The organism is candidate division KSB1 bacterium (genome assembly GCA_034506335.1).
In the GTDB taxonomy this organism is placed as follows: Bacteria; Zhuqueibacterota; Zhuqueibacteria; order JANLFK01; family Oleimicrobiaceae; genus Oleimicrobium.
Genome location: JAPDPR010000006.1, coordinates 57,259 through 80,540, shown reverse-complemented (window position 1 = coordinate 80,540; position 23,282 = coordinate 57,259). Strand labels below are relative to the sequence as shown.

Below are 23,282 nucleotides of genomic sequence, written 5' to 3'. Positions count from 1 at the left end.
TGCGCCTCAAAGAGGGAGGGTGTACCCTCGTGAGGGCCGTTGTCTCCTCGTGTTCGCCGCCCCGAACGCCGGCCAAAGCCTTCGCGGCGGAGGCGAATTTTGTTCTTGACTTAAGCGCTGCGCCTGCATATATTGTAACGCAACCGGCACAGATCCTCGACAAGGCGCTTTTGATCCCATGAATGGGGAACAAAGCCATGGTTCTGTCAAGAATACACATCAAGGCCTTCAAGTCGATCCTGGAGCTCAATACGCCCCTGAATCCCCGCATCAACGTGCTGATTGGGGCTAATGAGACTGGTAAAACTAACATCCTGCGTGCAATAGAGGCATTCTCTCCCGGAGCGCAATTTGACAGTTCCCTTACCTGTCAGTATTCGAATCACTACTACGACAACAAGTGCCCAGAGGTTGAACTGGAGTTCAGCGGTCTGAGTGCGGAAAACAGGAGGGACTTGAGCGCTATTTCCAAGGCATTCGAAGAGGTACAAAACTTCTCGGTGCTCAAGGCGGGGCCGGCCCCCGAGGACTATCAGGTTCACATCGCCGGTCAAGTTCTGGAGGGCGTCAATATACGGCGGCTACTGGAGGTTTTGCCGCGCCTGATGTATTTCGACGACATTCGCTTGATCAAGAGCCAAGTTGACTTGCAGAGCCTGGAGGAGAACAAGAGTAGCTTTGCCACCGAACGAAATCTCCTGCAGGTTGCCGGATTGGACGACCTCGCCTTGGCATTTGAAGACTCCTCCCGTGGTCGGCGTGCGCGCGAAGAGGCGGCGCGCGCCTTAACTGAACAGATACGACGTGTCTGGTCCCAGGAACCCAGCATCGAGATCAAGCTAAGCGTCAACCGTGACATACTCTACATCGACGTGGCAGACAGCAGTACGGTGTTCGATACCCCTGAAGCTCGCAGCCTCGGCTTCCGCTGGTACCTCTCCTTCTATGTGCACTTTATGGCCAGGACGTTCCAGGGAAGGGCTAACGAGTACCTCTTCTTGTTGGAAGAACCGGGGATCCACCTCCATCCGGCTGGACAGAAGGACTTGGTAAGACTCATTGAAGACCTCTCCGCGAAAAATCAACTCATCTACACGACGCATTCGCCTTTCATGATTAATCGTCAGCACCCAGAAAGGGTCTTGCTTGTGACGAAAGACAAAGATGGTACCCGCGTCGACAACCAGGCGTATCGTCAGAACTGGAAGCCGTTGCGTCACTCCATTGGTTTGATGATTGGCGACCTTTTCTTTTTCGAGGACAGTGGTGTGATCCTGGAGCTTCCAGGAGGGAAGGGAGGTAGAGGGGTGCTCAAGCGGCTTCGCGTCTGGGGCTCCCCCTCTGGCTAATAACATGAGCGGTGGTGTCGGCATCGACGAGGGGAGTCTCGCTGACCCACAGGGCTTGACCGAATGCACTCTCGTCATTTGTGAGGTACGAAACGTAGCAAGAGTCCACGTGCCTTGCTCTGCCCCGGGGACGTGACAGGTGGGGGTGTCCCCTCTGGTCCGCCTGGCGCACAGGGGAGGCGCCCCTGCTGAGGGGCGGCAGCGACTTTGGTCAACGCCCCTTCTGGCGAGCAACAATTCCTCGAAGAGCGAGGACGCCGCTACGACACCAGCGAGGTGCGAGTGCCGAGAGTGCCGCCCGTGGTAGTCTTTCGCGCCGGCTCAGCACCTTGTGCGCCCAAGCAGACAAATTGGGATACGAGGCCCGCATAGCTGCTCGTGTGGAGTCCTGTCGCGAAGGGCGCTTTGGGGGCCAGCACTGGTGCGAGGGTGGCAGGTCAGCACCGTAGGCTAGTCGGCGTAGGATGGCTTGGCACGCGGTGTGTCGCGGGCACACCATGTACAACGGGGACGCTCTCTTCGGCATCAAGGTGGGCCAGGTACGCATGGAGGGAAGCGTCTTGCGGGCAATGACCGCCCACTTTTGCAACGGCCATTGCGAATGGAATCATCGAGGCTAATTACCGCACCGAATAGCCTGAGGAGCACTGCCCACCCGCCGAGGGTGATTCTGCGCACACCGAGGGCAGATCACTGCCTATGAGGAGGAAGCTGGTGCACACTATGCTCCCAACTGCGGCTTGCAGAGCATTGCCGGCTGGCTTCCTGCGCTCTCCACCCTTCCCTGCGTCAACCTCTCAGGAAAGCGGATTCTCCTTCATCATGTAGGAATGCATTGCGGCTTGCTCTTCCGACCCTTGTCCCCGCAACTGGAGCAAGCGCTCAACCATGTAGCAGGTACCAAACATGGAAGGTGAGCCCTATGAGCACAAAGGCTGGTTTGTGGATCGACCACCAGAAGGCCACCATCGTGTACCTGGAGGAGCAGCAAGAGAGCACGAGGGTCATCGAGTCCCAGGTTGAGCCGCGCATTCGTGTAACAGGGGGTTCCCGTTCGGTCACTCCGTATGGACCTCAGGAGTCGGCTGCCGAGCGCAAGCGCGACGAGCGCCGCAAGCACCAACTTGAGGCCTATTATGCCCAGGTCATTGATGCGCTGCGGCAGTGCGAGGAAGTGTACGTGTTTGGCCCCGGTGCTGCCAAGGGCGAACTGAAGAAGGCCATGGAGCGGGCAAGAGACCTCCACCTGCGGCTTGTCGCGGTAGAACCTGCGGACAAGATGACGCCGCAGCAGATTGCCGCCAAGGTGCGTGCTTTCTTCGGCAAGGAGCGACGCCTGCGCCGGCGGTAGAAGTGGCAGGAGCCCCCAGCTTATCTCGCCTCGACCATCCAGATGTCCGCGGCAGTGGGCAAATGCGTCCGCCTGGTAGAACTGAAGTAGAACACATTGCCAGATGGTGCAAGGTATGGGCAGGAGTCCCACGCGTCGCTATTGAGGGGAGCGGGTAGAGGTTCCGCTCTCTGCCAAATACCGTGGTGACACTGCGCCTCCCAGAGGTCCACACCCCCAGGGCCACCGGGGCGTTCGGAGGCGAAGATCACCTTATCCAGCAGGCCCACCACGCACGGGTCGAACTCGTGAAAAGCAGAATTTATCTGCGGGCCGAGGTTAGCTGGGAAAGCCCACTTTTCTCCCGCCCGTACGCTGCGAAACAGGTCATGCCCACCGGAACCACCACGGCCATCGCTGGAGAAAACCATCACCCTGCCGTCGGCTGAAAACGATGGTCCCCATTCGTCGCCGGCGCCGTTGATGATAGGTCCCAGGTTTTCCGGCTCCCCAAAGCCGTTCTTGTCGATTGCCACTCTCCAGATGTCACTGCCACCCATGCCGTTCGGCCGGTCGCTGCAGAAGTAAAGCCACAGGCCGTCAGGGGTCACTGCTGGGTCGAACTCCTGCCATTCAGTGTTGAAAGGCACCGGTTGGGGCGCCAACCACCGCCCATTGCGCCAATGGCTGAAGTAGATATCCTGGTTGAGGCTGTCTCCTTCGCGCCACCCCATGGTCGCAAAGAAGAGTGTTTTTTCGTCAGGCGTCAAGGCGCACCTGGTTTCGCAACGATCAGTGCTGATCGTCCCTTCGGCCAAAAGGCGGGGCATACCGGCCTTGTAGAAATCGGGGTGGTGGCGTCCACACGCTAGCATGGCAATCATTCCCACCACAATCCCTATTGTTACCAAGCATCTCATCGTCTGACCTCCTCTCCACCGCATTCACGCCCTCGCCTCTGTCACTGCACGCGGTGCAAGGCAAGGCGTTCTAGCGCCTTGATGAGGGCCTGGGTGCCCTCGGTGCCTTCACCTGCCGCCTCACAGCTGGCGAATAGCTGGTGTACCAGACTTAGGGCTGGCAACGGCAGATGCAGTTCACGCGCCACTTCCAAGGCCAGCCGCAAGTCCTTCTGTTGCAGCCGCACCATAAACCCTGGGGCAAAGTCCCGGGCGATCATCTTGGGGCCCAGGTTCGCCAGTTGCCAGGAGCCGGCCGCTCCGTTCTTGACCGCCTCAATCATCACCGCCGGGTCAAGCCCCGCTTTACTGGCCAGGAGAAGCGCTTCGCACGTGGCCAAGTTGTTTACCGCTACAAGGACCTGATTACACAACTTGGTCATCTGCCCCATGCCGTTGGGTCCCACGTGCACAATGCTCTTGCCCATCGCCTGAAAGATGGGGAGGCAGCGTTCGAACACTTCCTTGTCACCGCCCACCATGATGGCCAGAGTACCTGCTTTTGCACCGGTGTCCCCACCGCTCACGGGTGCATCGAGCATCGCCGCCCCGCGCTCCTCAAGCGCAGCGGCTATCCTCCGCGTGACCGTGGGCGAAATCGTGCTCATGTCGATGACCACCGCACCGGCACGAACCCCTTCGGCTACCCCGTTTGGTCCGAGGATGACCTCTTCCACGTCCGGCGAGTCGGTGACCATGGTGATGACAACCTCGCTGCGCTCTGCCACCTCCCGGGGCGAAGCCGCCGCCTCTGCTCCCTGCGCCACCATGAACTCTACCGGCGCCTTGCTTCGGTTGTAGACGGTGAGACCATACCCGGCCCGCAAGAGATTCATGGCCATTGGTTTGCCCATGATGCCCAGGCCGATAAAGCCTATGTGCTGCTTTTCCATAGAAGCCACCTTCCCTTTGCGAAGCTGTCCAAACCCGTCAGACGTCTTGCTGGGTTTAATATCTCCCGTACTTTTCCACCATCTCCATGGCCCGGCAGTAATTAGCGAAACTCACATTATCGGGCACGCTGTGGTCGGAGTGATAGATGTAGGCCCCGTCCTTCATAGCCACGGCGAACTTTCGGCGGATCTCCTCCTCCAATGGCTTCGGATCATCCAGCGCCATGAGACGCACGTCGATGCCACCCATAAAGGCAAGATGGTCTCCATAGAGCCTCTTCAACTCAATGAGGTCCATCCCTGCCTTGACCTCCAACGGCTGAAGACAGTCGAACCCAGCCTTAATGAGGTCTGGGATAAGGGGCTTGACACACCCACAGCTGTGGAGAATGACTTTCAGCCCCTTCCCGTGGAAGAAATCCACAATGCGCTTGTGGAATGGGAATAGCAACTCCCGATACATGCGCGGAGAAAAAAGCGGTCCGTTTCTGTAGCCCATGTCGTCGTACAGGAACGCACCATCGAATGCAAAGCCCCGCCCCATCATCTCCTCTGCTCCGTCAATGAGCAGCTGAACGCCAGTGGCAAACATGTCACGCACCCACGCAGGGTCGTCGATCATGGCCATGAGCAACCGTTCCGAGCCCACGAAGCCTTGCGACCTGTCGTACCCCATGGCGCCTGCAAAGTGGCAGAACCAGCCAGCCTCGTTCTCTGCCTGGAAGCGCGCAAAGCTGCTTTGCCAGTCGACCCTCCTATCATTCCAGCTGAGCAGAGGCTTGTACTCCTCCCAGGAGCGCCGGTCTTTTATGGCAAAATCCAAGTAACCCGGGGTGGACGTGGCGTGCTTCCAATTCTTCACCACTGCACCGAGGCTGTTGCGCACGATGGTGTAGGCGTCGGTCTCTTGGAGGACTACCTCCGGCAGCTGGAAGGAGATGTCAAAGTCAAAAGCCCGAAAAGCATAGCCAAAGTAATCGGTAGGGGCGCAGCCGGCGGGGAGGCCTTCCTGGTGCCAGCGCACGACGGTCGTATCCCATGGGCTATCATGGATGGGCACCCGATCTGGCTTCCGATGCTCCAGCGCACAAAGCACACGCTCCCGCGGCGTCATCTGCACTTGAGGCTCCTTCGTATGTCCTACGCCTCGCCTATTGCGCCTGTTTGCGCAAAAAGTCCTCCAGCCCATCAAAAACAGCCTTAGCCATCTGGGTGATGAAGGAGTCGTTCATCAAGAGCATTTCGTCTTCGGGATTGGACATAAAAGCCCCTTCCACCAGGAAGTACAGCATGTCGGTCTGGCGGGTGATGAAGTACGAAGAGAATACTTTGCCAAAGCCGGGCAGCCCCAGCTGGCGCAGACGCGGGTAGACTGTCCAGGCAAGGTCTTGGCTATGCGGTTGGGTGTAGTAGGTGCTGGTGCCGCGGACCAAGGGGTCTGCTCCTTCGCCCACGGAGTTGTTGTGCATCATCACGAAGATGTGGGCGCGTGCCTCTTGGGCGATTTGCACCCGTTCCTTCAGGCTGAGGGTGCGATCATCCTCCCGCGTAAGCACCACCTGCGCACCAGCGGAACGCAACATTCCGGCCAAGGCCTTTGCCCACTTGAGGTTGACATCCTTCTCCATCATGCCGGTGGGGCTGATGGCTCCCGGTTCTTCTCCGCCGTGGCCCGGGTCCAGCACGAAGATAAGGCCCGCTACCGGGCTCTGTGGAGGCTTGGCGATACGCGGCGCGCGCCTCACCTCCAGAACAAGGCCCTGGTCGCCGTACATGACGCGGTATCCCCACTGCTGCTTCTGATCCAACTCCACCCGCAGGCGATAGACCCCCTCTGCAGGCTGCGACCAGGTGACACGCTCGATGACCACCGGGCGCTCAGGGTAAGTGAGCCACTGCGAACCCTGATGTGCGCCGTAGAGGTAGAGGTCTATCCAGGCAGGATTCAGACTTTGCTCCACGCGAAACGGAACCTTGCCGGTCATATCGAGCGTTAGCTGCACGCGATCATCAAGCACACTCTGAGTCATCGAGCCCACCACTGCGCGGGGCACAGAGGTGCCCAGGGGTAGCATGCGCATGTCCGCACTGTTGAGCCAGACCACATCCTGAGGCGAAAGGCGGGCACGATAGCGCGAACCGATCTTGCCGGTGATTTCCACCCGCACGCCTGGGAGCAACGACCATATGATGGCACCACCTTGGGGTGCGTTCCACATCGGAGTCTCGCTCACCGCCTCGGCTACCAAGGGTGTGGTATTGTCCCACACCGAAATGGTTCCCTTGGATTCTGCCTTTGCCTTCTTGCCGTCCGCGCCGCGCAGCTCATAGTGGACGCGCGCTGGCCGCAACGAGCGTTCGGCTTTGATCCTGAGCATCCCCTGGTAGATGCCGACCATGCCATCAGCCTCCTGCGGCGGGAGCTCCACCATGGGGGCATCCTTGCACAGATTGTCAATGGTGAACCTCGCGCTCCCGCCCGGACTCCCCTTGAAGCGTACGCGCACCAAGTCACCATTACCCAGCACCATGTCTACGGTGGGCTCCACCAAGTTCGTATCGATTTGCGTGGGCGAGGTGGGCGAAACCGCGAGCGGCGGAATGCGATAGATCTGCAGAGTGTCGGTCACCGAAACGGCGCTGTCTTGCGCTTGCACGACGATGCGGTTCAGGCCTGGAGCCAGGGCCACCCGGTCCACAAATGCACCACTGGGGTAGACGCGCACCACTCGATCGTTGATCAGGACCCTCGCATGGGGAAGCGTGCTGCCTGCGATGCGAACCCGCGGCCCCCCTACCGTATCGGTCCTGGCCGGGAAGGTGATGCGCAACATCTGTTTCCGCGCGCCTTCAGGCACGTGCGCCAGAGCCAGTGCGGTCCAAGCAAAGATGGTCAACAGGGCTCCAAGTCTTGCCTTCATCGCATTCTCCTCGTTGAGCCTTTTCCGTCATCGCGGCGAAGTACTGAAGGTTAGTTCCCCCTCAGGATCTGGAATCCGCAAATAGAAGCCCCATGCGCCGAGTACCTCCACGACTTTCACTAGCAGCTTGTTCCAACCGGCTTCGAGTTGGACAGATACAGTGTCTTGGTCCGGGGCTGCAGGCCGTTGCAGTGGGTTGTGATGCACCAAAGTGTCGTTCACCCACAGACGCACCCCATCGTCGCTGCCCAGGTAGACTGTGACCGTCTGGGCACGGGGCGAGTGCACATACGTCAGAGCGTAGGCTGCAGCATAGTCATTGGGGTCGAGGAGGGCGTCCATGTTCACATAGCCCGCAGAGTCGGCCTGGACGAGGCGCCACTGCGCAGTAACTCCGCCTTTGCCTACGTAGGTCGCGCCAACCTCTACTGCGCGTTCAGGGGGCCACACGGTGAGCAATCCGGCGGCACCGTCATCCTGGGCGGCCGTATCGAAGGGCCCTATGAGCAACCAGTCCCTCACGAATTGCCGGCGCGGCCTGAGCAGAAGATAGTCCACTCCCACGTCACAGGCCTGGGCCTCCTCCGCCTTTCCCGTAACCTTCACCACCAGGCGGTGCGCCCCCTGGCTGAGCTTTACCTTCGGGATGACCAGCGCACCTCCGTGTATCACCTCCGGCGCATAGCAGTCACATGCAGCCTCGTGGCCCAGCACTGACAACACGACCTGCCCGTAAGCTGGGCCCTTGGTCAGAAAACAGAGCACATCGTACAGGTCCGACGTCGGTACCTGGAATGGGAGCACAACCTCGTCTCCTGCACTCGCACCGCGGAAGGCCAGCTGCTTGCCATTGCTCCACTCTGCGCCGTGTACCTCCATTCCCTCAACCACCAGCCGTCCGGAATCGGTGCGCACTACCATCGCAGATAGTTCTTCCGCTTCCAGACCTCCAGAGGGAACAACCACGCGCAGGGGAATGCGAGCTTTGGGCGGCGGCAACGGCGGGAAGGGCCTGTGGGGCTCCTTCTGGTACCAATACGCAACACTGCTGTAATCGGCCGGCACCTCGTTTCCATGTCCGTGCTCGATCGTGACCAGGAGAGAACGACGAAACGGTATCGCATCCCCCACATGGAAGCGGTATGCGACCACTCTTGCCTGCTCCTCGTCCTTGATGATGCAACCGTGCAGGGGCCCCGCGTAGGTTCCGTGGCTGAAATACCACCCGCTGCTGAAATAGTCCTCAGTGCCTGTCCCGTAAATCGACGGCGCCACCTCCCCGTCTACGTAGATCATCTCATCACCCTCCAGATAGGTGATGTCCCCACTTCGCCCCTGCATGTTCATGTTGCACCCAACAAAGTGTCCCAGCCCCTCGGCCTCCAGGATGGTGTAGTTCTTGCCAGGACTGGTCTGCGGTTCACGCCGCCACTGCGCGTGAAACCGACCCACGTCATCATCAAGCCGCCGCAGCTCTTGGTAGTTGATGTGGTAGTAAAAGGCATCGATATCATAGTCGGTCTCGTTGACCACCTCGATGCGGGCGCGCCTGGAAAATGGCATCGGAAGGTAACAGTAATAGCCTCCGCTGGACATACCGAGCAGCAGCGATGTGTAGTGCGTGTAACCGAATCCACTGCCGAAAAAGTCTCCGATGGGACACAGCACGCTTGGCGACGGCTCCTCATCCCAAAACATGCGCAGCACGATGCGCCGCAGGAAATGCGGGTCGCGGCAGGCAATAGTCACCCAGATACGAGTGATGACCCCCGGACCGTGTATATCGGCGAGCACGGCGGTCTGACCACGGGGGATGCTTAGCCGGTCCGCGTTGCCGCCAGTCCGGTCGTAACTGGAAATTTGCCGCAGTCTACTCGGTTTGAAGTACGGCAACCGCCCGAGGGAAAACGATTCAACCACGGACTGCGCCATCAGTGTGCCACAACAGGACAAGCACACCGTCAAAGTAACCAGCCGCAAGGACCGCTTGAAGCTCACGGTTTAGCCCTCCTTTCCGCTGCAGACATCACCACAGGGCATCGTGGTACTCGGCCAGTCCGCGGTGGAGGCCAAAGCGCCGTGCTACGGCCACGGCTTCTGCAACCTCCCTGTGGCTGACGGGCCGAGCTATTTCCGGGAACTGATGCGCGTGATAGCAAGGTCGGTACTGCGCCATAACGTTCACGTACGATTCAGGTGAAAGCTCCTCGGCGACGAAGCGCAACACGGCCTCGGAGCCGGCCACCCCGTTGGGCATCACGAGGTGCCGGATGAGGACCCCTCGGTACGCAATGCCTCGATCGTCCAGCTTCAGCACGCCCACCTGACGGTGCATCTCGCGCAGGACTCGCTTGTTCACCTCGAAGTAGTCAGGTGCCGCGCAGTACCGTTCTGCCCAGGTCGGGTTGGAGAACTTTGCATCTGGCATATAGATATCGAACACGCCCTCCAACAGCATAATGGTCTCCACCGACTCGTACCCGCCGCAGTTGTAGACCAGTGGCACATGGAGCCCACCCTCGATGGCCAAGGGAAGGGCCTCGACGAGCTGCGGCGTGTAGTGGGTAGGCGTAACGAAGTTGATGTTGTGGCACCCGGCCTTCTGCAAAGCGAGCATCATACTAGCCAGGGCCTCAGGCGCCACCTCGCGTCCCTCTCCGCCGTGGCTGATCTCGTAGTTCTGGCAGAATACGCAGCGCAAGTTGCAGTGAGCCAAGAAAATGGTCCCTGAGCCATGCATCCCTACCAGGGGCGCTTCCTCGCCAAAGTGAGGGAAGGCACTTGACACGCTCGCGCGTGCGCCGGCCTTGCAATAGCCGATCTGGCCGCCGAGCCGGTTTACCCGGCACTGGCGAGCACACAGTGTGCACGAACGCAAGATGCGGCGCAGCGCCGCGATGCGCTCATGCAGCTCGCCCCGCTCGTACAGATCAAGGTAGGACGGGGCAGTGTCAGTGGCGCTCCGCCCCATGCACAATCTCGTCGAACAGTCTGCTTTCCCTCGTCAGGCGGAGGAGGTGGCTCCCACATCCTGCAAGACAATCAGATGCACCAAAGCCAGGAACCACTGGGAGGCTCCCTCCTGCCTCCCTTAGTGCCTGATGCAGCGTGCACTCCTCGTAGGCAGGGGCGACAAGGGCGCCAAGCACCCGCACGCCGCGTGCGGCGGTAAGATAGTCTATGTGCCAGCGCAGCTTCTTGCGCGGACAGGCATGCCGCGCTAGTCGGTTGCCCATCCCTCGCCTGGCGCTCCCCACGTAGAGGTAATAACCAGGCTCCAGCGAGAAGCTCCCGAGCCCGCCTGCGGCCACCGTGATAGGTACCTCCACATGCACGAGGAGAGCATAGCTGCCGGTCATTACCAGGGACAAGCGGGGCGCCTTTGGCCGCCGCAGAACCCCCGTGGGCAGGAAGCATGCTCGCAACCATTGAATATTTCGCACCACCACTGTTGCACCCGCGGGGCAGGCGGCTTCCTGCGTGCCACCGGTCCCGAACGAAGAGTTCGTCGCCCTATACGTCGTCATCCTTCGGCTTTTGTCCAGATTACTACACAAACCTTTGCCCCCAGGCGTGCCGCCACAGCGCGGCCGACACATCTGCTGATGCTCTGCCGAGCGCAGCGATCCTATGAACCTCGGCCGAGGGCCCCTCTGTTTACCCGGTGGTCAGAAGTACAAGAAGTAGGCAACCCTGCTGGGTGTCAGCCGCAACGCAGGAGCAGGCAAGTGGACGGCCTCCAGGGCTGCCACCAAGGGCCGAAGGACACCATTGCTCACCCTCACCTGCCGGAGGTCGATATCCAGCGCCACGTAAAGTTCCGGCGCCCCACCGGTTTTCGCCGTCACGCCGTAACCAATGGCTACATCCAGGATGTCCGGCCAGAAGCGACGCGCCTTGTGGGGCAGAAATAGGTCCTCGTCTAAGCATAACCAGAAGGTCATGCCGGCATAGTCTTCGACCAGGTACCGGCCGTACACAGGATCGCCGGAGGGGCAATAGCTGAGCTTGATGGCCAGTTTACGCCAGGCCGGGTGGCGGCGCTGGAGGACGGGAAAAGCCGCCCCAACCTCGTTGGCCAAAAAGTCGCCCAGGCTAAACCCCCATTCAGCGAAAAAGCCGTCATAGACCTCAATTTCAAGCATCAGGAACGAGGCCAGTAGGAAGCCGGCCCAATCGGCCTGGGCAGCCGACAGACCTACCCAGCGTGCCGTCGCGGCCCCGTGGCGGGAGAGTTGGCTGGCGCTGAAGAAGTGACCGCATTTGTCCACGTGGTGCCACAGGCTGTCGTCGGGACCCAGGTCGTAGGCACCACTGCTCCGCCGCCAGCCACGGTACAGGTGGAAACGTGTGCGCGGGTGGTCCCACCACACCTCGTGAAAATGCGCATAGGCGGCGACATTCGCGGCCACCAGCGCCAACGTAGCACCAGCAACCCGCTCAAGGCGAACTCCAGGGACCACACCACGATCGGAAAACTCCCCCCTCATCATTGCAGACAGGATGCACGAGGTATCTGGCTTCAGGTGGTGCCGTTCACCGTCTCTGCGGCCACCGGAGAATGGACGGAGTTCTGCCCTGAGGGAGTGAAGGCCGTCACCTGACGTTGTGCTATGGCCTTCGGATACCTGAGCTGCCAACTCGGTGGCAGTCATGCACACCGCCAGGCCCATCCATGAGCAGAACAGCCACTCTGATCGTCCGTGTCCGAGGATCCGCAGCAAGCCGACCTCCACCACGCTCCCGGGCTACAGGCCCAACGGGCTGTGGAAAAGAAACGCCGGCTGCAAAACATCGCAGCCGACGTCTTTGCATACCAAGCTCTGATTACATTGCGCGCCAGAAGGCCTGGCTACTTTCTCCGGCTCCGTCGCGGTGCAGCCTTCTTCGCCGCGGTAGGCTTAGCGGCAGCACGACGGGGCGCACGCCGACGCGGGGCGGGAGCCGGAGCAGCTTCTTCCTTTTTCTCCTCCGCAGGCGCGGCTGCTGCAGGTGCTTCGGCCTTCTTCGCCTCCTCCGGCTCTTCTTCCTCCTTATCCTTCCGCTCCAACAGATTCTCCTGGTCTTTCACCTTCTTAAGCACGATGTAAAGGAGGGCGTTGCCGACCTGCAGGGTGGCCATTCCGTAAGAAACTACCCACCAGGCCACGACCAGCATCGTGATGGCAAATAGATAGGCCGAAACCGTTAGGGTCGCCGATAACCCACGGATCGGGTAAAACTCGCGCGCAAAGTAGACGTACGGCGAAAACTTCCAGTACACAGCCTTCGCCCAGTCCTGTGAGACGAAAAGCCACTTCTGCAGCAGATACTGTCCATGACTGGCCAGGTTGACGAACTTGTCACCAAATGACCAAGAGACTGAGAAAATGCCGCACATCAGAAGGAAAGCCTGCTTGACGGCGAAGGCGAAGAGCCCCATGCACACCACAGTGATCACACCAAGGAGGGCTTCATAGAGGACGAAGCGCCACGGTTGGCTCCAGATCACCGAAAAGCTCTGGAACACCGCCTCGAAGGCATCCTCGTCGGTGGTGGCAATGATTGCCGGGACGATGATCAAGGACACAGCCAGCACCACTAGCAGGAAGAAGAGCACCAGGGCAGAGAACATCCACATGAAGGTGAAGAGGGACGCTCCCAGTTCACCCACGTACGGGATCACGCGCGCCAGGAGGCCGATGATGAGCCCGCCTACGACAAAGCACCCTGCCATCACCGCAATCGCCACTGGGGTCGAGAGAACAGAGCTGGCCTTACGCAGCGCAAAGGCAAACGCTTCACGCCAGGTGTAAAAGTTGTTGCCCTTGAGCAGCATGTAAGAAGCCCGGGCGATTGCCGTACTTGTGAGGAGGTAGGCCGCCAGAAGTATGGCCACGCCTATGGCGAAGATAACCCACGCGTACCACCGTGCGCCGCCTTGACCGAACAGGCACGGCAAAAGGCCACTCGTATTCCACGCATCGCTGAGCCCCTTGCCGTTGGCTAGGAGGCTGAGATAAGTGAAAATCAGATAGCCGACGTAGCCTACGCCGTAACCGATGAACGCGATCCACATGCGCTGCATGCTGAAACCGAGGCGCGCGGAGCGAAACAGGTCGCGAAAGTCGAATCGTAGTTGCACCATCGCTTCCCTCCTATCCGGTTTGTTCCTCGCCGAACAGCTACCTCAGTCAACGTGACTCAAGTTTAAGAAAAAAAGAGTTCTTTGTCAAGCGAAAAGCTGCTCCCGCCTTCAGCTAGCCTGGGACGTCCTTTTCATTACGCGTACGCGCTTAATGCGCCGCTTCACAACTCGCTCGATGACAAAAGTGATATCACCCTCGCGCACCTCCTCCTTCTGCTGCGGGAGGTGCCCCATGCGATGCAGAAGAAATCCGCCAAGTGTATCATAACCCTCTTCGGTGGGCAGAGTCAGGCCCAAAGCCTCGTTGAGCTCCTCAATGCTGATCTTTGCATCCACGAGCCAGGTGTGCTCACCGGTGGGACGCACGAGGGCAGGCTCCTCGTCGTATTCGTCCTGAATCTCCCCTACGATCTCCTCAATCACGTCCTCAAGTGTGACCAGCCCCACAGTGCCCCCGTACTCATCCACGACGATGGCCATGTGAGTACGCTGTGTCTGAAACTCCCTCAGCATCTCGTTGATTGGCTTGGAGTCCGGCACGAAAATGACCGGCCGTGCTAGGCTCTCCAAGGACGGCCGAGCGCCCGGTTGGTTCAGGTAAGGCAACAAGTCCTTCGCATGGATGATGCCGCGGATGTTGTCCACACTGCGTTCGTAGATCGGAATACGCGTATGGCCATGCTTGGTAATCAGCCCGACAAGCTCCTCAATGCTGGCGCCTGTTTCGGCACAGACCATGTCCACGCGCGGCACCATAATCTCTCGCACCTGAGTCTCGCCGAACTCAAAGATGGAGTGAATCATCTCCCGCTCTTCTTCCTCGAGGTAGCCCTGCTGGTCGGCGACTTCCACCATCACCTTAAGTTCGTCCTGTGATAGCGCCAGCCCCTCGGGGCGCGTACCAGAGAGGCGAGCCACCGCTGTTGCAAACGCATTCAGAACGAGAGTAACTGGGTAGAGCAGGAAGAAGAGCCCCAACACAAAGAGCGAGAGTTGTTGCGCCCGTTGCGAGGGGCTACGTACCGCGAGCAGCTTGGGAGCTATCTCCGCAAAAACGAGAATAGCCAGCGTAATCAGGACTCCGGCCACTGCCGCGGCGACGTTCCTGCTCAGCCCGAAGGAGCTCGCCACTCGCACCGAGGTAAGAGTCGTCACCACCGCCACGGCCACGTTAATCGCGGTATTAGCTGTGAGGATGGCCACAAGGAGGTGCCGCGGGCGCGAGCGAAGGCGAACCACGCGCTCCGATGCGCCTTTCCCTGCCTCCCGCAGTCGCTCCAGTTCAAGCTCCGAAAGGGCAAAAAAGGATGTCTCGGCCGCTGAGGTAAGGGCCGAAAGGACAAGGAGGACCACCAACAAAACTAGACCACCTAGCACAGGACTAAGCACGCGCTATGTACCTCCGTGCGCATTGTCGGCCTTTGAGCCGACCAATTCATCATACAGACCCACATACTCCTCTTGCCGGGCATGCATCACTTTTCTACAGGCTGACCCCTGGTCATCATAACCCAGCAAATGAAGCACCCCATGTACAACCAAGCGACAGACCTCCTGCGCGAAGTCGACGCCATAGGCGCGCGCCTGCTCCTCCGCCCTGTCCAGACTGACGTACACTTCACCTTCTCTGGCGCCCTCTTCCTCTTCTAAAGGAAAAGCGAGCACATCGGTTGGGTAGTCATGATTGAGAAAACGAGCATTGAGCTCTTGCACGGTTTGGTCATCGCAGAGGACCACAGTAAGTGCTACCTTTGGCACACGGGCTTCGCGCGCAATAACGGCCTCGGCCACCCGCTTCAGAGGGCTGATGGCCACGCGCTTAGACGGGTGCACGCTATAGAAACGAACCGTTGCGCGTCGCCCACTCAACGCTCATGCTCCTCTCCGGCGGCCGGGGCACGACTCGGTTCCGGCTTGGGGTATTCAACCCGGCGGTGGTACCTACCAATGAGAATCTTCAGAAACGCCTCCCCCACTTTGTTCAAGTCCCGCAAGGTCAGCGGGCTCTCGTCCAATTCCCCCTCCCTGAATCGCTCGTCGATGATTTGCGCTACCAGTGTCCTCAGACGGCTCACTGAGGGGTCCTTGAGGGAGCGGGACGCAGCCTCCACTGCGTCGGCCAGCATCAGCAGAGCTGTTTCCTTAGTTTGCGGCTTGGGCCCGGGGTAACGGAACTCGTCCTCTCGCACCGCGTTAGCGCCATTTTGCTCCTTTGCCTTCTGGTAGAAGTAGCTCATTACCGAGGTGCCATGGTGTTGCTCGATGCAATCCCGGATTTCTGAGGGGAGCCCGTGTTCCACCGCCATTTCGCTTCCACGCCGCACGTGATTCAACAGAACCAGCGCGCTCATCGTCGGACTCAGCCGGTCCTGGGGGTTGCGGCCCCCACGTTGATTCTCCACAAAATAGTCCGGTTTGTCCATCTTGCCGATGTCGTGGTAGTAGGCACCCACGCGCACCAGAAGGCCATTGGCGCCAATGGCCTCCGCCCCTGCCTCGGCGAGATTGCCCACCATAATGCTGTGATGATAGGTGCCGGGAGCGTTCAGCGCCAGTTCGCGAAGCAGTGGGTTGTTTAGGTCCGAGAGTTCAAGATAGGTCATGTCGGTGGTGATTTCAAAGGCAAGCTCAAACACCACGACCAAGCCGTAGGCAACGATGGGGCTCACCACCCCGTTGGTTAGGCCGTAAGCCCATTCCCGCAGCAGCTCTGCCAGGGAGGACTCACGTATGAGCCCCAGCACGGCAATGCTCGCCAGGTAGGCCAAACTGGTAATAGCCAGTGAACGCACCACCCAATTGCGCTTGCGAACCCTGGTCACCGAAAGGATGCTGGCGCTCCCTACCAGCACACAGGTCACAAACACCCCAAAGTCGTTGCCCCGCATGGCCCCGAGGATGGCGCCGAGAACCACCATCGCCACGAACGCGACACGTGGGTCAAAAAAGATGGTGAGGAGCATCGCGGCGACGGCGGCAGGTATCAGGTTGGCCGAAAGGGAGAGGCGATTGACCCCATAGGCCACACCAACTACTATCAGCAGCACTAAGGCCAGCAGAAGAAGGTAGCGGGGGTCGTACAAAGCCTGACGCCGCTCCCGGTGCACGAAGACGGCCAGCACCAGAAAGCAGAAACCGCTCAGGAGCACCCTCCCCAGGAAGCGCAGGACCTGGCGGCCAAAATTCCGCGCCCCTTGCTCTGCCCGGGCCTCGGCCAGTGAGTTCAGTATCTCCACGTGGTGCGCAGTGACCTTCTCATGGCTGTCGATTATCCGTTCCCCTTCCAAGACCATCCCTTTGGCCCTGGGCACGGTAGCCACTTCCGTTGCGATGCGCGCCTCTGTCTCGCCGTGGTCAAAAAGGACGTTGGGTTGGAGGAACCGAGCAAGTAGCTGGAAGGCAATCCTCGTCAACACCGGGTCAGGGCCCAGCGCGTCGCGAATTTTCTGCAGCGCAAACTCTTGCGCCTCTTTGGGCCCACGGTAGTACGCCAGCTCCTCAAGCGTCTCCACGCCATCGCTCAACACTGAAATCTTGCCAGCGCCGGAGAGCTTGTCCTTCTCCACATCCAGGATACCGACCGAGAGTACTTCTTCCCCCACTTCCCGCACGGTGGCCAACAGACGCGCCGAGGCAGGCTCCCCATTTGCCTTCATGCCGGGACGAATTCTCCGCTGGGGAGCTTTGGCCTCGAGAAAAAAGGTCAGGTCCTCCCCGCTTAACAGCACGCCGTAGCGCTTGAACAGCGCCACGAGCGAGTCCTTTTTCTGCCCTGGCGGCACAGGGGCGGCCCAGGTGGCATAGAGTTGCTCCAACAAGGAGTCCATGGCCGCCAACTGCCGCGAGTCAGCTTCCGCGTGACGCACAAACACGGGGGCAACGCGACGCTTTGCCGCCTCTACGTCTGCAGCATACTCCTGCGGATTCTTGTTGATGGCGAACGTGAATGGGGCGATGATCTGTTCTCCGATGTAGACATCGCCCTCCCGGAGCGTGAAGGTGCCCAACGAGCGTGGGCCTGGGAAGAGCAACGCCACACCGAGTACCATGGCAACCGCCACCCCAATCTGCAGGCGGGTGACCGCGCTTGAGCTCCACTCTTTCGGCTTGCGCGCTCCCCTTCCCCGTCGCAGAAGAAGCTTTCCCAGGCGTTCAAGCCATCCGCCCCAGGAGCCCTGGGCTATAGTCCGCTCAGCCATTTGCCTCCCCGGCCTCCCGGTCACGTTGCGTCTTGGCCTGGAAGTTGTCGTAAGCCCTGATGATATCCCGCACCAAGCGGTGGCGAACCACATCCTGGTCGGTCAGGTAGGCAAAGGCGATCCCTTCGATGCCAGCCACTACTCGCTGGATTTGCACCAGGCCAGATTCTGTGGACGAAGGCAGATCGATCTGGGTGATGTCCCCTGTGACGATGGCCTTGGAGCCGATCCCCAGGCGTGTGAGAAACATCTTCATCTGGAGGGCGGTGCTGTTTTGCGCCTCGTCAAGAATCACAAAGGCGTGATTCAGTGTACGGCCGCGCATGTAAGCCAGCGGAACAATTTCAATCACTCCGACTTCGAGGAAACGGCGGAGCTTTTCCGCCGGAAGCATGTCATAAAGGGCATCATAGAGGGGACGAAGATAGGGGTCAACCTTTTCCTTGAGGTCCCCCGGGAGGAAGCCGAGGCTTTCACCCGCCTCCACTGCAGGTCGCGCCAGAATGATGCGTTCCACCTCGCGCGCCTGCAGATGTGCCACCGCCATCGCCACGGCTAAGTAGGTCTTACCTGTGCCGGCCGGGCCGATGGCGAAAACGATATCGTTGTCGGCCACCAGGCGCACATAGCGCGCCTGCCCCTCTGAGCGCGGCCGTATGGGCCCGCGGTGGGCCATCAGCACCACCGGCAGCGGCTCGCGCTCAACGGCATGGGCGGGGGGCCTTGTCTCGGCCAATTGACTATTCTTGACGAGCCCCACCACTGTGTTCACGTCGTGAACAGTCAGGGCGCCGCCACGCTCCAGGAGCTTCAGGAGCTCACTGAGCACTCTCTCCACCAGCTCCACGGCATGTCCCGAGCCGCGCACCAACAGTTGTGCCCCGCGTGCCACAAACTGCACCCCGAATTCGCGCTGCATCAACTTGAGGTGGGCATCTTGGCTACCAAACAGGGCAACCTGGTCCACCCCAGGCAGAGGGATGCGCCGTACTGTCTGTTTCTCCTTTTCTTCGGTCTGCGTCTCCATTTTCTCCATTCCATGCAAAAGCTCCCAGTTTCCGGCGAACGCCTGGACAGCTGGGAGCTTTTGCAGTGTTCGAGCGCGGAAGCTGCACATCAGCCCTTCGTGGGAGAGGCGTCTTCTCTACGAAGACCGCTCCCACTGGAAAGCTGGGCATAACAACCACCGCGGCGTTGTGCCCGCATCTATACCCGCGCGGGCCCCCCTTGGTCTGTCGCGCCCCTTGTTTTGTGGGCCGCACCAGATCCCAAGAACTACTTGGGAATTACCAAGACCGTGTGCGGGTAAATGAGATTAGGATTGTCGCCAATAACGGACTTGTTCGCCTCGTAGATCTTGGTCCACGCTGCCGGATCATTCAGTACGCTGGGATCTTGGGCGATCTTTCGCAAAAAGTCACCCTTGACCACAATGTACTGGTCCGGGCCGCAGCCACGCAGGATCTTCAGCACCCAATCTGGGTAAATGAGGTCTGGGTCCTTGATGAGGTCGCGATTGACCGAGTAGATCTTCATCCACTGGTACGGGTCCCCATAGATCTCCTTTTTGCCCGAGATCTTCCACAGGTAGTCACCCTTGACCACCACGTAGCTATCGTAGACCGCCTTCGGCATGCGGGCTTCCAAGTCGGCGATCTTCGCTTCGATGGCCGCCACCAGTTCCCGCATTTCGGTCAAGGCGTAGATCGGGCTCTTCTTTTTTTCGGCCAACTGCGCCTTGAGGGCTGCTATCTCGGCCTTCTTCTTGAAGAGCTCCTCCGGGCTGAGTGCCGCCAACCCATTGACTTGTGCCTCAATGGCCTTCAGCGAGGCCCGATACGCATCCACCGCCGCCTTGTCCACGCCCAACAGCGCATACACGTCATCCCAGCAGGCCGCAAGATCCGCATCGGCCTTGTCGATCTGCTCTTTGAGAGCCTGAATCTCCTTTTCCCGCGCGGCAATGGCCGCCTTGGCGTCCGCCTCTCGCTTCTGCCACTGAGCCAGTTCAGCGCGGTACTGGTCCATGCTCATCTTCTGCTCGCCCAAGGCCACGGTGGCGTCCACGAGCAAGGCCAGGCCGAGTACAACCGCGAGGCTCAGTAACCACCTAACCGAAATCCTCATGGCGATATCCTCCTTCGATTCTGCTTGGCGATTGCTTCTCCGCTGCACCTATTTGCCCAACCGCTGCGCCACCGCCTGCTTCTCTTCCTGGCACTTCGCCAGTTCCTGCTTCTTAGCGGCCAACTGCTGTTCCAGGGACGCCTTCTCCGCATCCTTCGCCTTCAGCTGATCCTCGGCTGCAAGCGCCGCCTGCTTAGTCTCCTCCAGCTTGCTCAGCTGTTCCTGGGACGGATGCTTAGCGCACCCCATCGCAAACGCCACCAGGAGCAGCATCGCCACTGCGAGGACCCAACCTGCGTTGACAGTCTTGCGCATCGGGCTACACCTCCTTTCTGGGGACCAACTACGACCTCCGCTCACGACAACGTGACGTCCAATATTACGAAAAAATGCACAATTTGTCAAGCAAAATCGTCATTGCTGGGGGTAACGTTTCGCCAGCTCTGTGCTCAGGCCAGCCGCAACCCCAGTTCTCGCAGCTGCTCCTCCGAGACCTCGGTGGGCGCCCCGTCCATGAGGGAAAGGGCGCTGGTCGTTTTGGGAAATGCAATCACGTCCCTTATGCTTTTCTTTCTCGCCAGCAACATCACCAGACGATCGAAACCAAATGCAATCCCCCCATGTGGTGGGGCACCGTACTGGAACGCCTCCACAAGAAAGCCAAATTTCCGCTCGGCCTCCTCTGATGAAATACCCAGCACGCGGAACACTTCCCTTTGCAAGAGGGCGTCGTGGATGCGAATGCTGCCGCCGGCCACCTCATTGCCGTTGAAGACCAGGTCGTAGGCTTGTGCCCGCACCCGTTCCGGCGCTGACTGCAGCAACGCGATGTCTTCGGGCCGGGGAGATGTAAAGGGGTGATGCATGGCCACAAAACGCCTCTCTTCGCTGCTGTATTCCAACAACGGGAAATCGGTCACCCAGAGGAGGCTCACCTTCTTTTCATCGATGAGGCCCAGCTCCGCGCCCAGTCGTAGGCGCAGCTCGCCCAGTACTCGCAGACAGACCTCCCTCCGGTCGGCCACTATGAACAGCATGTGGTCAGGTGCAGCATGCATAGCCTTGTTGACCGCCTCCACCTCCTCAGGGGTAAAAAACTTTGCTGCGCCACCTTCCCATCCTGCACCTGTCACCTTCATTGCCACTAGTCCCTTCCCGCCCCACTCTTTCACCGCGGCGGCGAGCTCGTCGACTCGCTTTCTGGAGAATTGCCCAGCTTGGGGCACACACAGCCCGGCAACCACGCCTCCATTCCGCACCGTTTCGGCAAACACCCGGAATTGCGAACCCGCAACCAAGTGGCTGATATCGGTGATGGGCGTCTCAAAGCGCAGGTCCGGCTTGTCCGTGCCGTACCTGGCAATCGCCTCATCATAAGGAAGAACCGGTAGGGGGGTCTGCAGATGATAACCCCATATTTCCTGCAATACAGTGGCCATCAGCCCTTCGCAGAGCTCGCGCACGTCCTCAGCATGGACAAAGGACATTTCCAAGTCGATCTGGGTAAACTCCGGTTGCCGGTCAGCGCGGAGGTCTTCGTCGCGGAAGCAGCGCACAATTTGGAAATAGCGGTCAAAACCTGCCACCATCAGGAGCTGCTTGTAGGTCTGAGGCGATTGCGGCAGCGCGTAGAACTTACCCTTGTGGACCCTACTTGGTACCAGGTAATCCCTGGCTCCTTCCGGCGTGCTCTTGATGAGGAAGGGGGTTTCGATTTCCACAAAGCCGTGGGCGTCCAAGTAGCGGCGCACCACCTGGTAGACGCGATGCCTCAGAAGGATGCTCTGCTGCAACTCTGGTCGGCGCAGGTCCAGATAGCGGTAAGTGAGCCGCAGCTCCTCGGAGGCATCCACTTGATCCTTGATCTCGAACGGGGGCGTTTTCGCTCTGTTTAGGACCTCTAAATCGGTGGCAAGCACCTCAATGTCACCAGTAGGCAGAGAGGGGTTGCGCATCCCTTCCGGCCGCCTCTGTACCAGCCCTGTCACGGCTACCACCCACTCTGCTTTCAGCTCTCGCGCCTGGGCATACAGCTCTGGATGGGACTGCGCGGCAAAGTTCACTTGCACCAATCCGTAGCGGTCCACAAGATCCACAAAGTAGATGCCACCGTGGTCCCGCCGATGGCGTACCCACCCCATCACCGTAACCTGTTGGCCCTCGTGTTCCGCGCGGAGTTCACCACACGTGTGTGTCCGTTTCCTCTTCATTGCTCCTCTTGGCAAAATCCAGTAATTTGCGACGGCACAAAAAAAACCGTGGTCGCGCCACGGTCATGCCTCACTTACGCACATCTCTGCCGCCGGTCAACCCAACCTCCACCGGCGCTCAAAAGCCGAAGGTATACACCTGGCGGAAAGTGGCCTCGCCGAGCGAGGCGTCGACCACGCCAAAGTCGTCCCACCGCTGAATGCGCCGCACGATGCAGTTTTCCAACTCGGGGCTATTCAGGGTAGAGGAAACTATCGTGACGCTGCTCACCTTGCCCTCGGGGGTAATGGTAAAACGAACTGCTAGTCTCCCGCGCAAGGTTGGGTTCCGTCGCAGTTCTTTTTGGTAGCAGTATTCGATTGCGTCGTTGTGCCCGTTCACCACTCTGGAGACCTGGTCCGGGTCTCTGCCCGCAAGGGTGGTTACTTCGCCCTCTTTGGTGAGTGGCGTCACTGGTTCCACCACCAGGCTTCCGCCCCGCTGCACGCTGCTGCCGACTGGGGTTCCCAGCTCGCCGACCATACTGTCGATCGTGCCCGCCTCGGTGGCGCGCCCGCCGCGGAGCTCTCGCCCGGGGGTGGAGGTCCCTGTGCTTTTCAGCCCACCAATGCCACCGAGCGTGGCGTCCAGCTCAGCAGGCGGCACCGTGCCCCCGATGAGCATTTGTGCCTGGTCCTGGCCCCCCGGTCTGGTGCCGGAGGTCAGCACACCAAGGACCCCAAGTGAACGCACCTCTGCGGCCAATCTTTCGCGAGTTCGGCTATACCCTGCTGCTAAGGCCGGTTCTGCCTCCTTCGGTTCCCCAGGCTGAGCACCAACCCCGCGAGTTGGCCCCGTACCAGACCGGCCGCTCGCCGGCTGCGCCCCCGTCGGTTGTTCCTCTGGATGCTGGACGTCGACGCTCACCTTCTTTCGAGTAACCGCAGCCTCCCGCGCCATTTCGGCGTGCCGCACGATAAGAGTGGCAAGCCGGGCCTGATCTGCCGCAGGCCCGCGTTCTCCATCAGGAGTGCGAGGCCGCGACAAAAGGAGGACCACCACGCCAACGTGAACCGCTATCGAAACCGCAAGGATGCCCAAGAACGTTCGGCTCACCTCGGCAAAAGGACTCTTGCGAAACTCCTCGGGTAGCACCATTTGAGTCGAAACCACCATCTACCTCCGCT

Annotated in this window: 19 protein-coding genes; 2 read left to right on the top strand and 17 right to left on the bottom strand. The window is 59.9% G+C overall.

Annotated features, from left to right (window positions below):
• Positions 1-197: 197 nt before the first annotated feature.
• Positions 198-1,349: an AAA family ATPase gene (locus ONB25_03725; protein ID MDZ7391998.1), complete on the top strand. Its 1,152-nt coding sequence runs from the start codon at positions 198-200 to the stop codon at positions 1,347-1,349.
• 922 nt (positions 1,350-2,271) lie between these two features.
• Positions 2,272-2,700 carry a hypothetical protein gene (locus ONB25_03720; GenBank protein MDZ7391997.1) on the top strand — a complete coding sequence of 143 codons (429 nt, stop codon included), beginning with the start codon at positions 2,272-2,274 and terminating at the stop codon, positions 2,698-2,700.
• A 20-nt stretch (positions 2,701-2,720) separates the two neighbouring features.
• Here ONB25_03720 and ONB25_03715 read toward each other — a convergent pair whose 3' ends face one another.
• The 17 genes from ONB25_03715 to ONB25_03635 form a co-directional block, all read right to left on the bottom strand.
• Positions 2,721-3,599 carry a hypothetical protein gene (locus tag ONB25_03715; GenBank protein ID MDZ7391996.1) on the bottom strand — a complete coding sequence of 293 codons (879 nt, stop codon included), beginning with the start codon at positions 3,597-3,599 and terminating at the stop codon, positions 2,721-2,723.
• Between the two features lie 41 nt (positions 3,600-3,640).
• Positions 3,641-4,540: a 2-hydroxy-3-oxopropionate reductase gene (locus ONB25_03710; protein ID MDZ7391995.1), complete on the bottom strand. Its 900-nt coding sequence runs from the start codon at positions 4,538-4,540 to the stop codon at positions 3,641-3,643.
• 46 nt (positions 4,541-4,586) lie between these two features.
• Entirely contained in the window at positions 4,587-5,645 is a 1,059-nt protein-coding gene (locus ONB25_03705) for a hypothetical protein (GenBank protein MDZ7391994.1), read from the bottom strand.
• A 37-nt stretch (positions 5,646-5,682) separates the two neighbouring features.
• The gene (locus tag ONB25_03700; GenBank protein MDZ7391993.1) at positions 5,683-7,452 is read right to left on the bottom strand and encodes an N-acetylmuramoyl-L-alanine amidase; all 1,770 of its coding nucleotides are present in this window, start codon (positions 7,450-7,452) and stop codon (positions 5,683-5,685) included.
• Positions 7,453-7,479: 27 nt separating this feature from the next.
• Positions 7,480-9,450 carry a DUF2961 domain-containing protein gene (locus tag ONB25_03695; GenBank protein MDZ7391992.1) on the bottom strand — a complete coding sequence of 657 codons (1,971 nt, stop codon included), beginning with the start codon at positions 9,448-9,450 and terminating at the stop codon, positions 7,480-7,482.
• Between the two features lie 28 nt (positions 9,451-9,478).
• Positions 9,479-10,423, bottom strand: a complete 945-nt coding sequence (locus ONB25_03690; protein MDZ7391991.1) for a radical SAM protein — start codon at positions 10,421-10,423, stop codon at positions 9,479-9,481.
• Positions 10,404-10,979, bottom strand: a complete 576-nt coding sequence (locus ONB25_03685) for a GIY-YIG nuclease family protein (GenBank protein ID MDZ7391990.1) — start codon at positions 10,977-10,979, stop codon at positions 10,404-10,406. The genes ONB25_03690 and ONB25_03685 overlap by 20 nt, the downstream gene beginning before the upstream one ends.
• Before the next feature lie 141 nt (positions 10,980-11,120).
• Complete coding sequence (locus ONB25_03680) at positions 11,121-12,176, bottom strand: YfiM family protein (GenBank protein MDZ7391989.1); 1,056 nt, start codon at positions 12,174-12,176, stop codon at positions 11,121-11,123.
• Positions 12,177-12,304: 128 nt separating this feature from the next.
• Entirely contained in the window at positions 12,305-13,579 is a 1,275-nt protein-coding gene (locus ONB25_03675; GenBank protein ID MDZ7391988.1) for a hypothetical protein, read from the bottom strand.
• Positions 13,580-13,687: 108 nt separating this feature from the next.
• Positions 13,688-14,968 carry a hemolysin family protein gene (locus tag ONB25_03670; GenBank protein MDZ7391987.1) on the bottom strand — a complete coding sequence of 427 codons (1,281 nt, stop codon included), beginning with the start codon at positions 14,966-14,968 and terminating at the stop codon, positions 13,688-13,690.
• 3 nt (positions 14,969-14,971) lie between these two features.
• The gene (gene ybeY / locus ONB25_03665) at positions 14,972-15,448 is read right to left on the bottom strand and encodes an rRNA maturation RNase YbeY (GenBank protein ID MDZ7391986.1); all 477 of its coding nucleotides are present in this window, start codon (positions 15,446-15,448) and stop codon (positions 14,972-14,974) included.
• Entirely contained in the window at positions 15,445-17,778 is a 2,334-nt protein-coding gene (locus tag ONB25_03660; protein MDZ7391985.1) for an HDIG domain-containing protein, read from the bottom strand. The genes ybeY and ONB25_03660 overlap by 4 nt, the downstream gene beginning before the upstream one ends.
• Entirely contained in the window at positions 17,771-18,805 is a 1,035-nt protein-coding gene (locus tag ONB25_03655) for a PhoH family protein (GenBank protein MDZ7391984.1), read from the bottom strand. The genes ONB25_03660 and ONB25_03655 overlap by 8 nt, the downstream gene beginning before the upstream one ends.
• Before the next feature lie 248 nt (positions 18,806-19,053).
• Entirely contained in the window at positions 19,054-19,905 is an 852-nt protein-coding gene (locus ONB25_03650) for a LysM peptidoglycan-binding domain-containing protein (GenBank protein ID MDZ7391983.1), read from the bottom strand.
• Positions 19,906-19,953: 48 nt separating this feature from the next.
• Positions 19,954-20,220, bottom strand: coding sequence for a hypothetical protein (locus ONB25_03645; protein ID MDZ7391982.1), 267 nt, complete (start codon positions 20,218-20,220; stop codon positions 19,954-19,956).
• A gap of 134 nt (positions 20,221-20,354) precedes the next feature.
• On the bottom strand, positions 20,355-22,115 hold the full coding sequence (gene aspS / locus ONB25_03640) for an aspartate--tRNA ligase (GenBank protein ID MDZ7391981.1): 1,761 nt from the start codon (positions 22,113-22,115) through the stop codon (positions 20,355-20,357).
• 118 nt (positions 22,116-22,233) lie between these two features.
• Positions 22,234-23,271: a TonB family protein gene (locus ONB25_03635; GenBank protein MDZ7391980.1), complete on the bottom strand. Its 1,038-nt coding sequence runs from the start codon at positions 23,269-23,271 to the stop codon at positions 22,234-22,236.
• Between the last annotated feature and the right edge of the window lie 11 nt (positions 23,272-23,282).

Excerpts from the sequence above, each read along its gene's own strand:
- ONB25_03725 (MDZ7391998.1), top strand. The coding sequence starts at position 198 with ATGGTTCTGTCAAGAATACACATCAAGGCCTTCAAGTCGATCCTGGAG.
- ONB25_03720 (MDZ7391997.1), top strand. The coding sequence starts at position 2,272 with ATGAGCACAAAGGCTGGTTTGTGGATCGACCACCAGAAGGCCACCATC.
- ONB25_03715 (MDZ7391996.1), bottom strand. The coding sequence starts at position 3,599 with ATGAGATGCTTGGTAACAATAGGGATTGTGGTGGGAATGATTGCCATG.
- ONB25_03705 (MDZ7391994.1), bottom strand. The coding sequence starts at position 5,645 with ATGACGCCGCGGGAGCGTGTGCTTTGTGCGCTGGAGCATCGGAAGCCA.
- ONB25_03700 (MDZ7391993.1), bottom strand. The coding sequence starts at position 7,452 with ATGAAGGCAAGACTTGGAGCCCTGTTGACCATCTTTGCTTGGACCGCA.
- ONB25_03690 (MDZ7391991.1), bottom strand. The coding sequence starts at position 10,423 with ATGGGGCGGAGCGCCACTGACACTGCCCCGTCCTACCTTGATCTGTAC.
- ONB25_03685 (MDZ7391990.1), bottom strand. The coding sequence starts at position 10,979 with ATGACGACGTATAGGGCGACGAACTCTTCGTTCGGGACCGGTGGCACG.
- ONB25_03675 (MDZ7391988.1), bottom strand. The coding sequence starts at position 13,579 with ATGGTGCAACTACGATTCGACTTTCGCGACCTGTTTCGCTCCGCGCGC.
- ONB25_03660 (MDZ7391985.1), bottom strand. The coding sequence starts at position 17,778 with ATGGCTGAGCGGACTATAGCCCAGGGCTCCTGGGGCGGATGGCTTGAA.
- ONB25_03655 (MDZ7391984.1), bottom strand. The coding sequence starts at position 18,805 with ATGGAGACGCAGACCGAAGAAAAGGAGAAACAGACAGTACGGCGCATC.
- ONB25_03650 (MDZ7391983.1), bottom strand. The coding sequence starts at position 19,905 with ATGAGGATTTCGGTTAGGTGGTTACTGAGCCTCGCGGTTGTACTCGGC.
- ONB25_03645 (MDZ7391982.1), bottom strand. The coding sequence starts at position 20,220 with ATGCGCAAGACTGTCAACGCAGGTTGGGTCCTCGCAGTGGCGATGCTG.
- aspS (MDZ7391981.1), bottom strand. The coding sequence starts at position 22,115 with ATGAAGAGGAAACGGACACACACGTGTGGTGAACTCCGCGCGGAACAC.
- ONB25_03635 (MDZ7391980.1), bottom strand. The coding sequence starts at position 23,271 with ATGGTGGTTTCGACTCAAATGGTGCTACCCGAGGAGTTTCGCAAGAGT.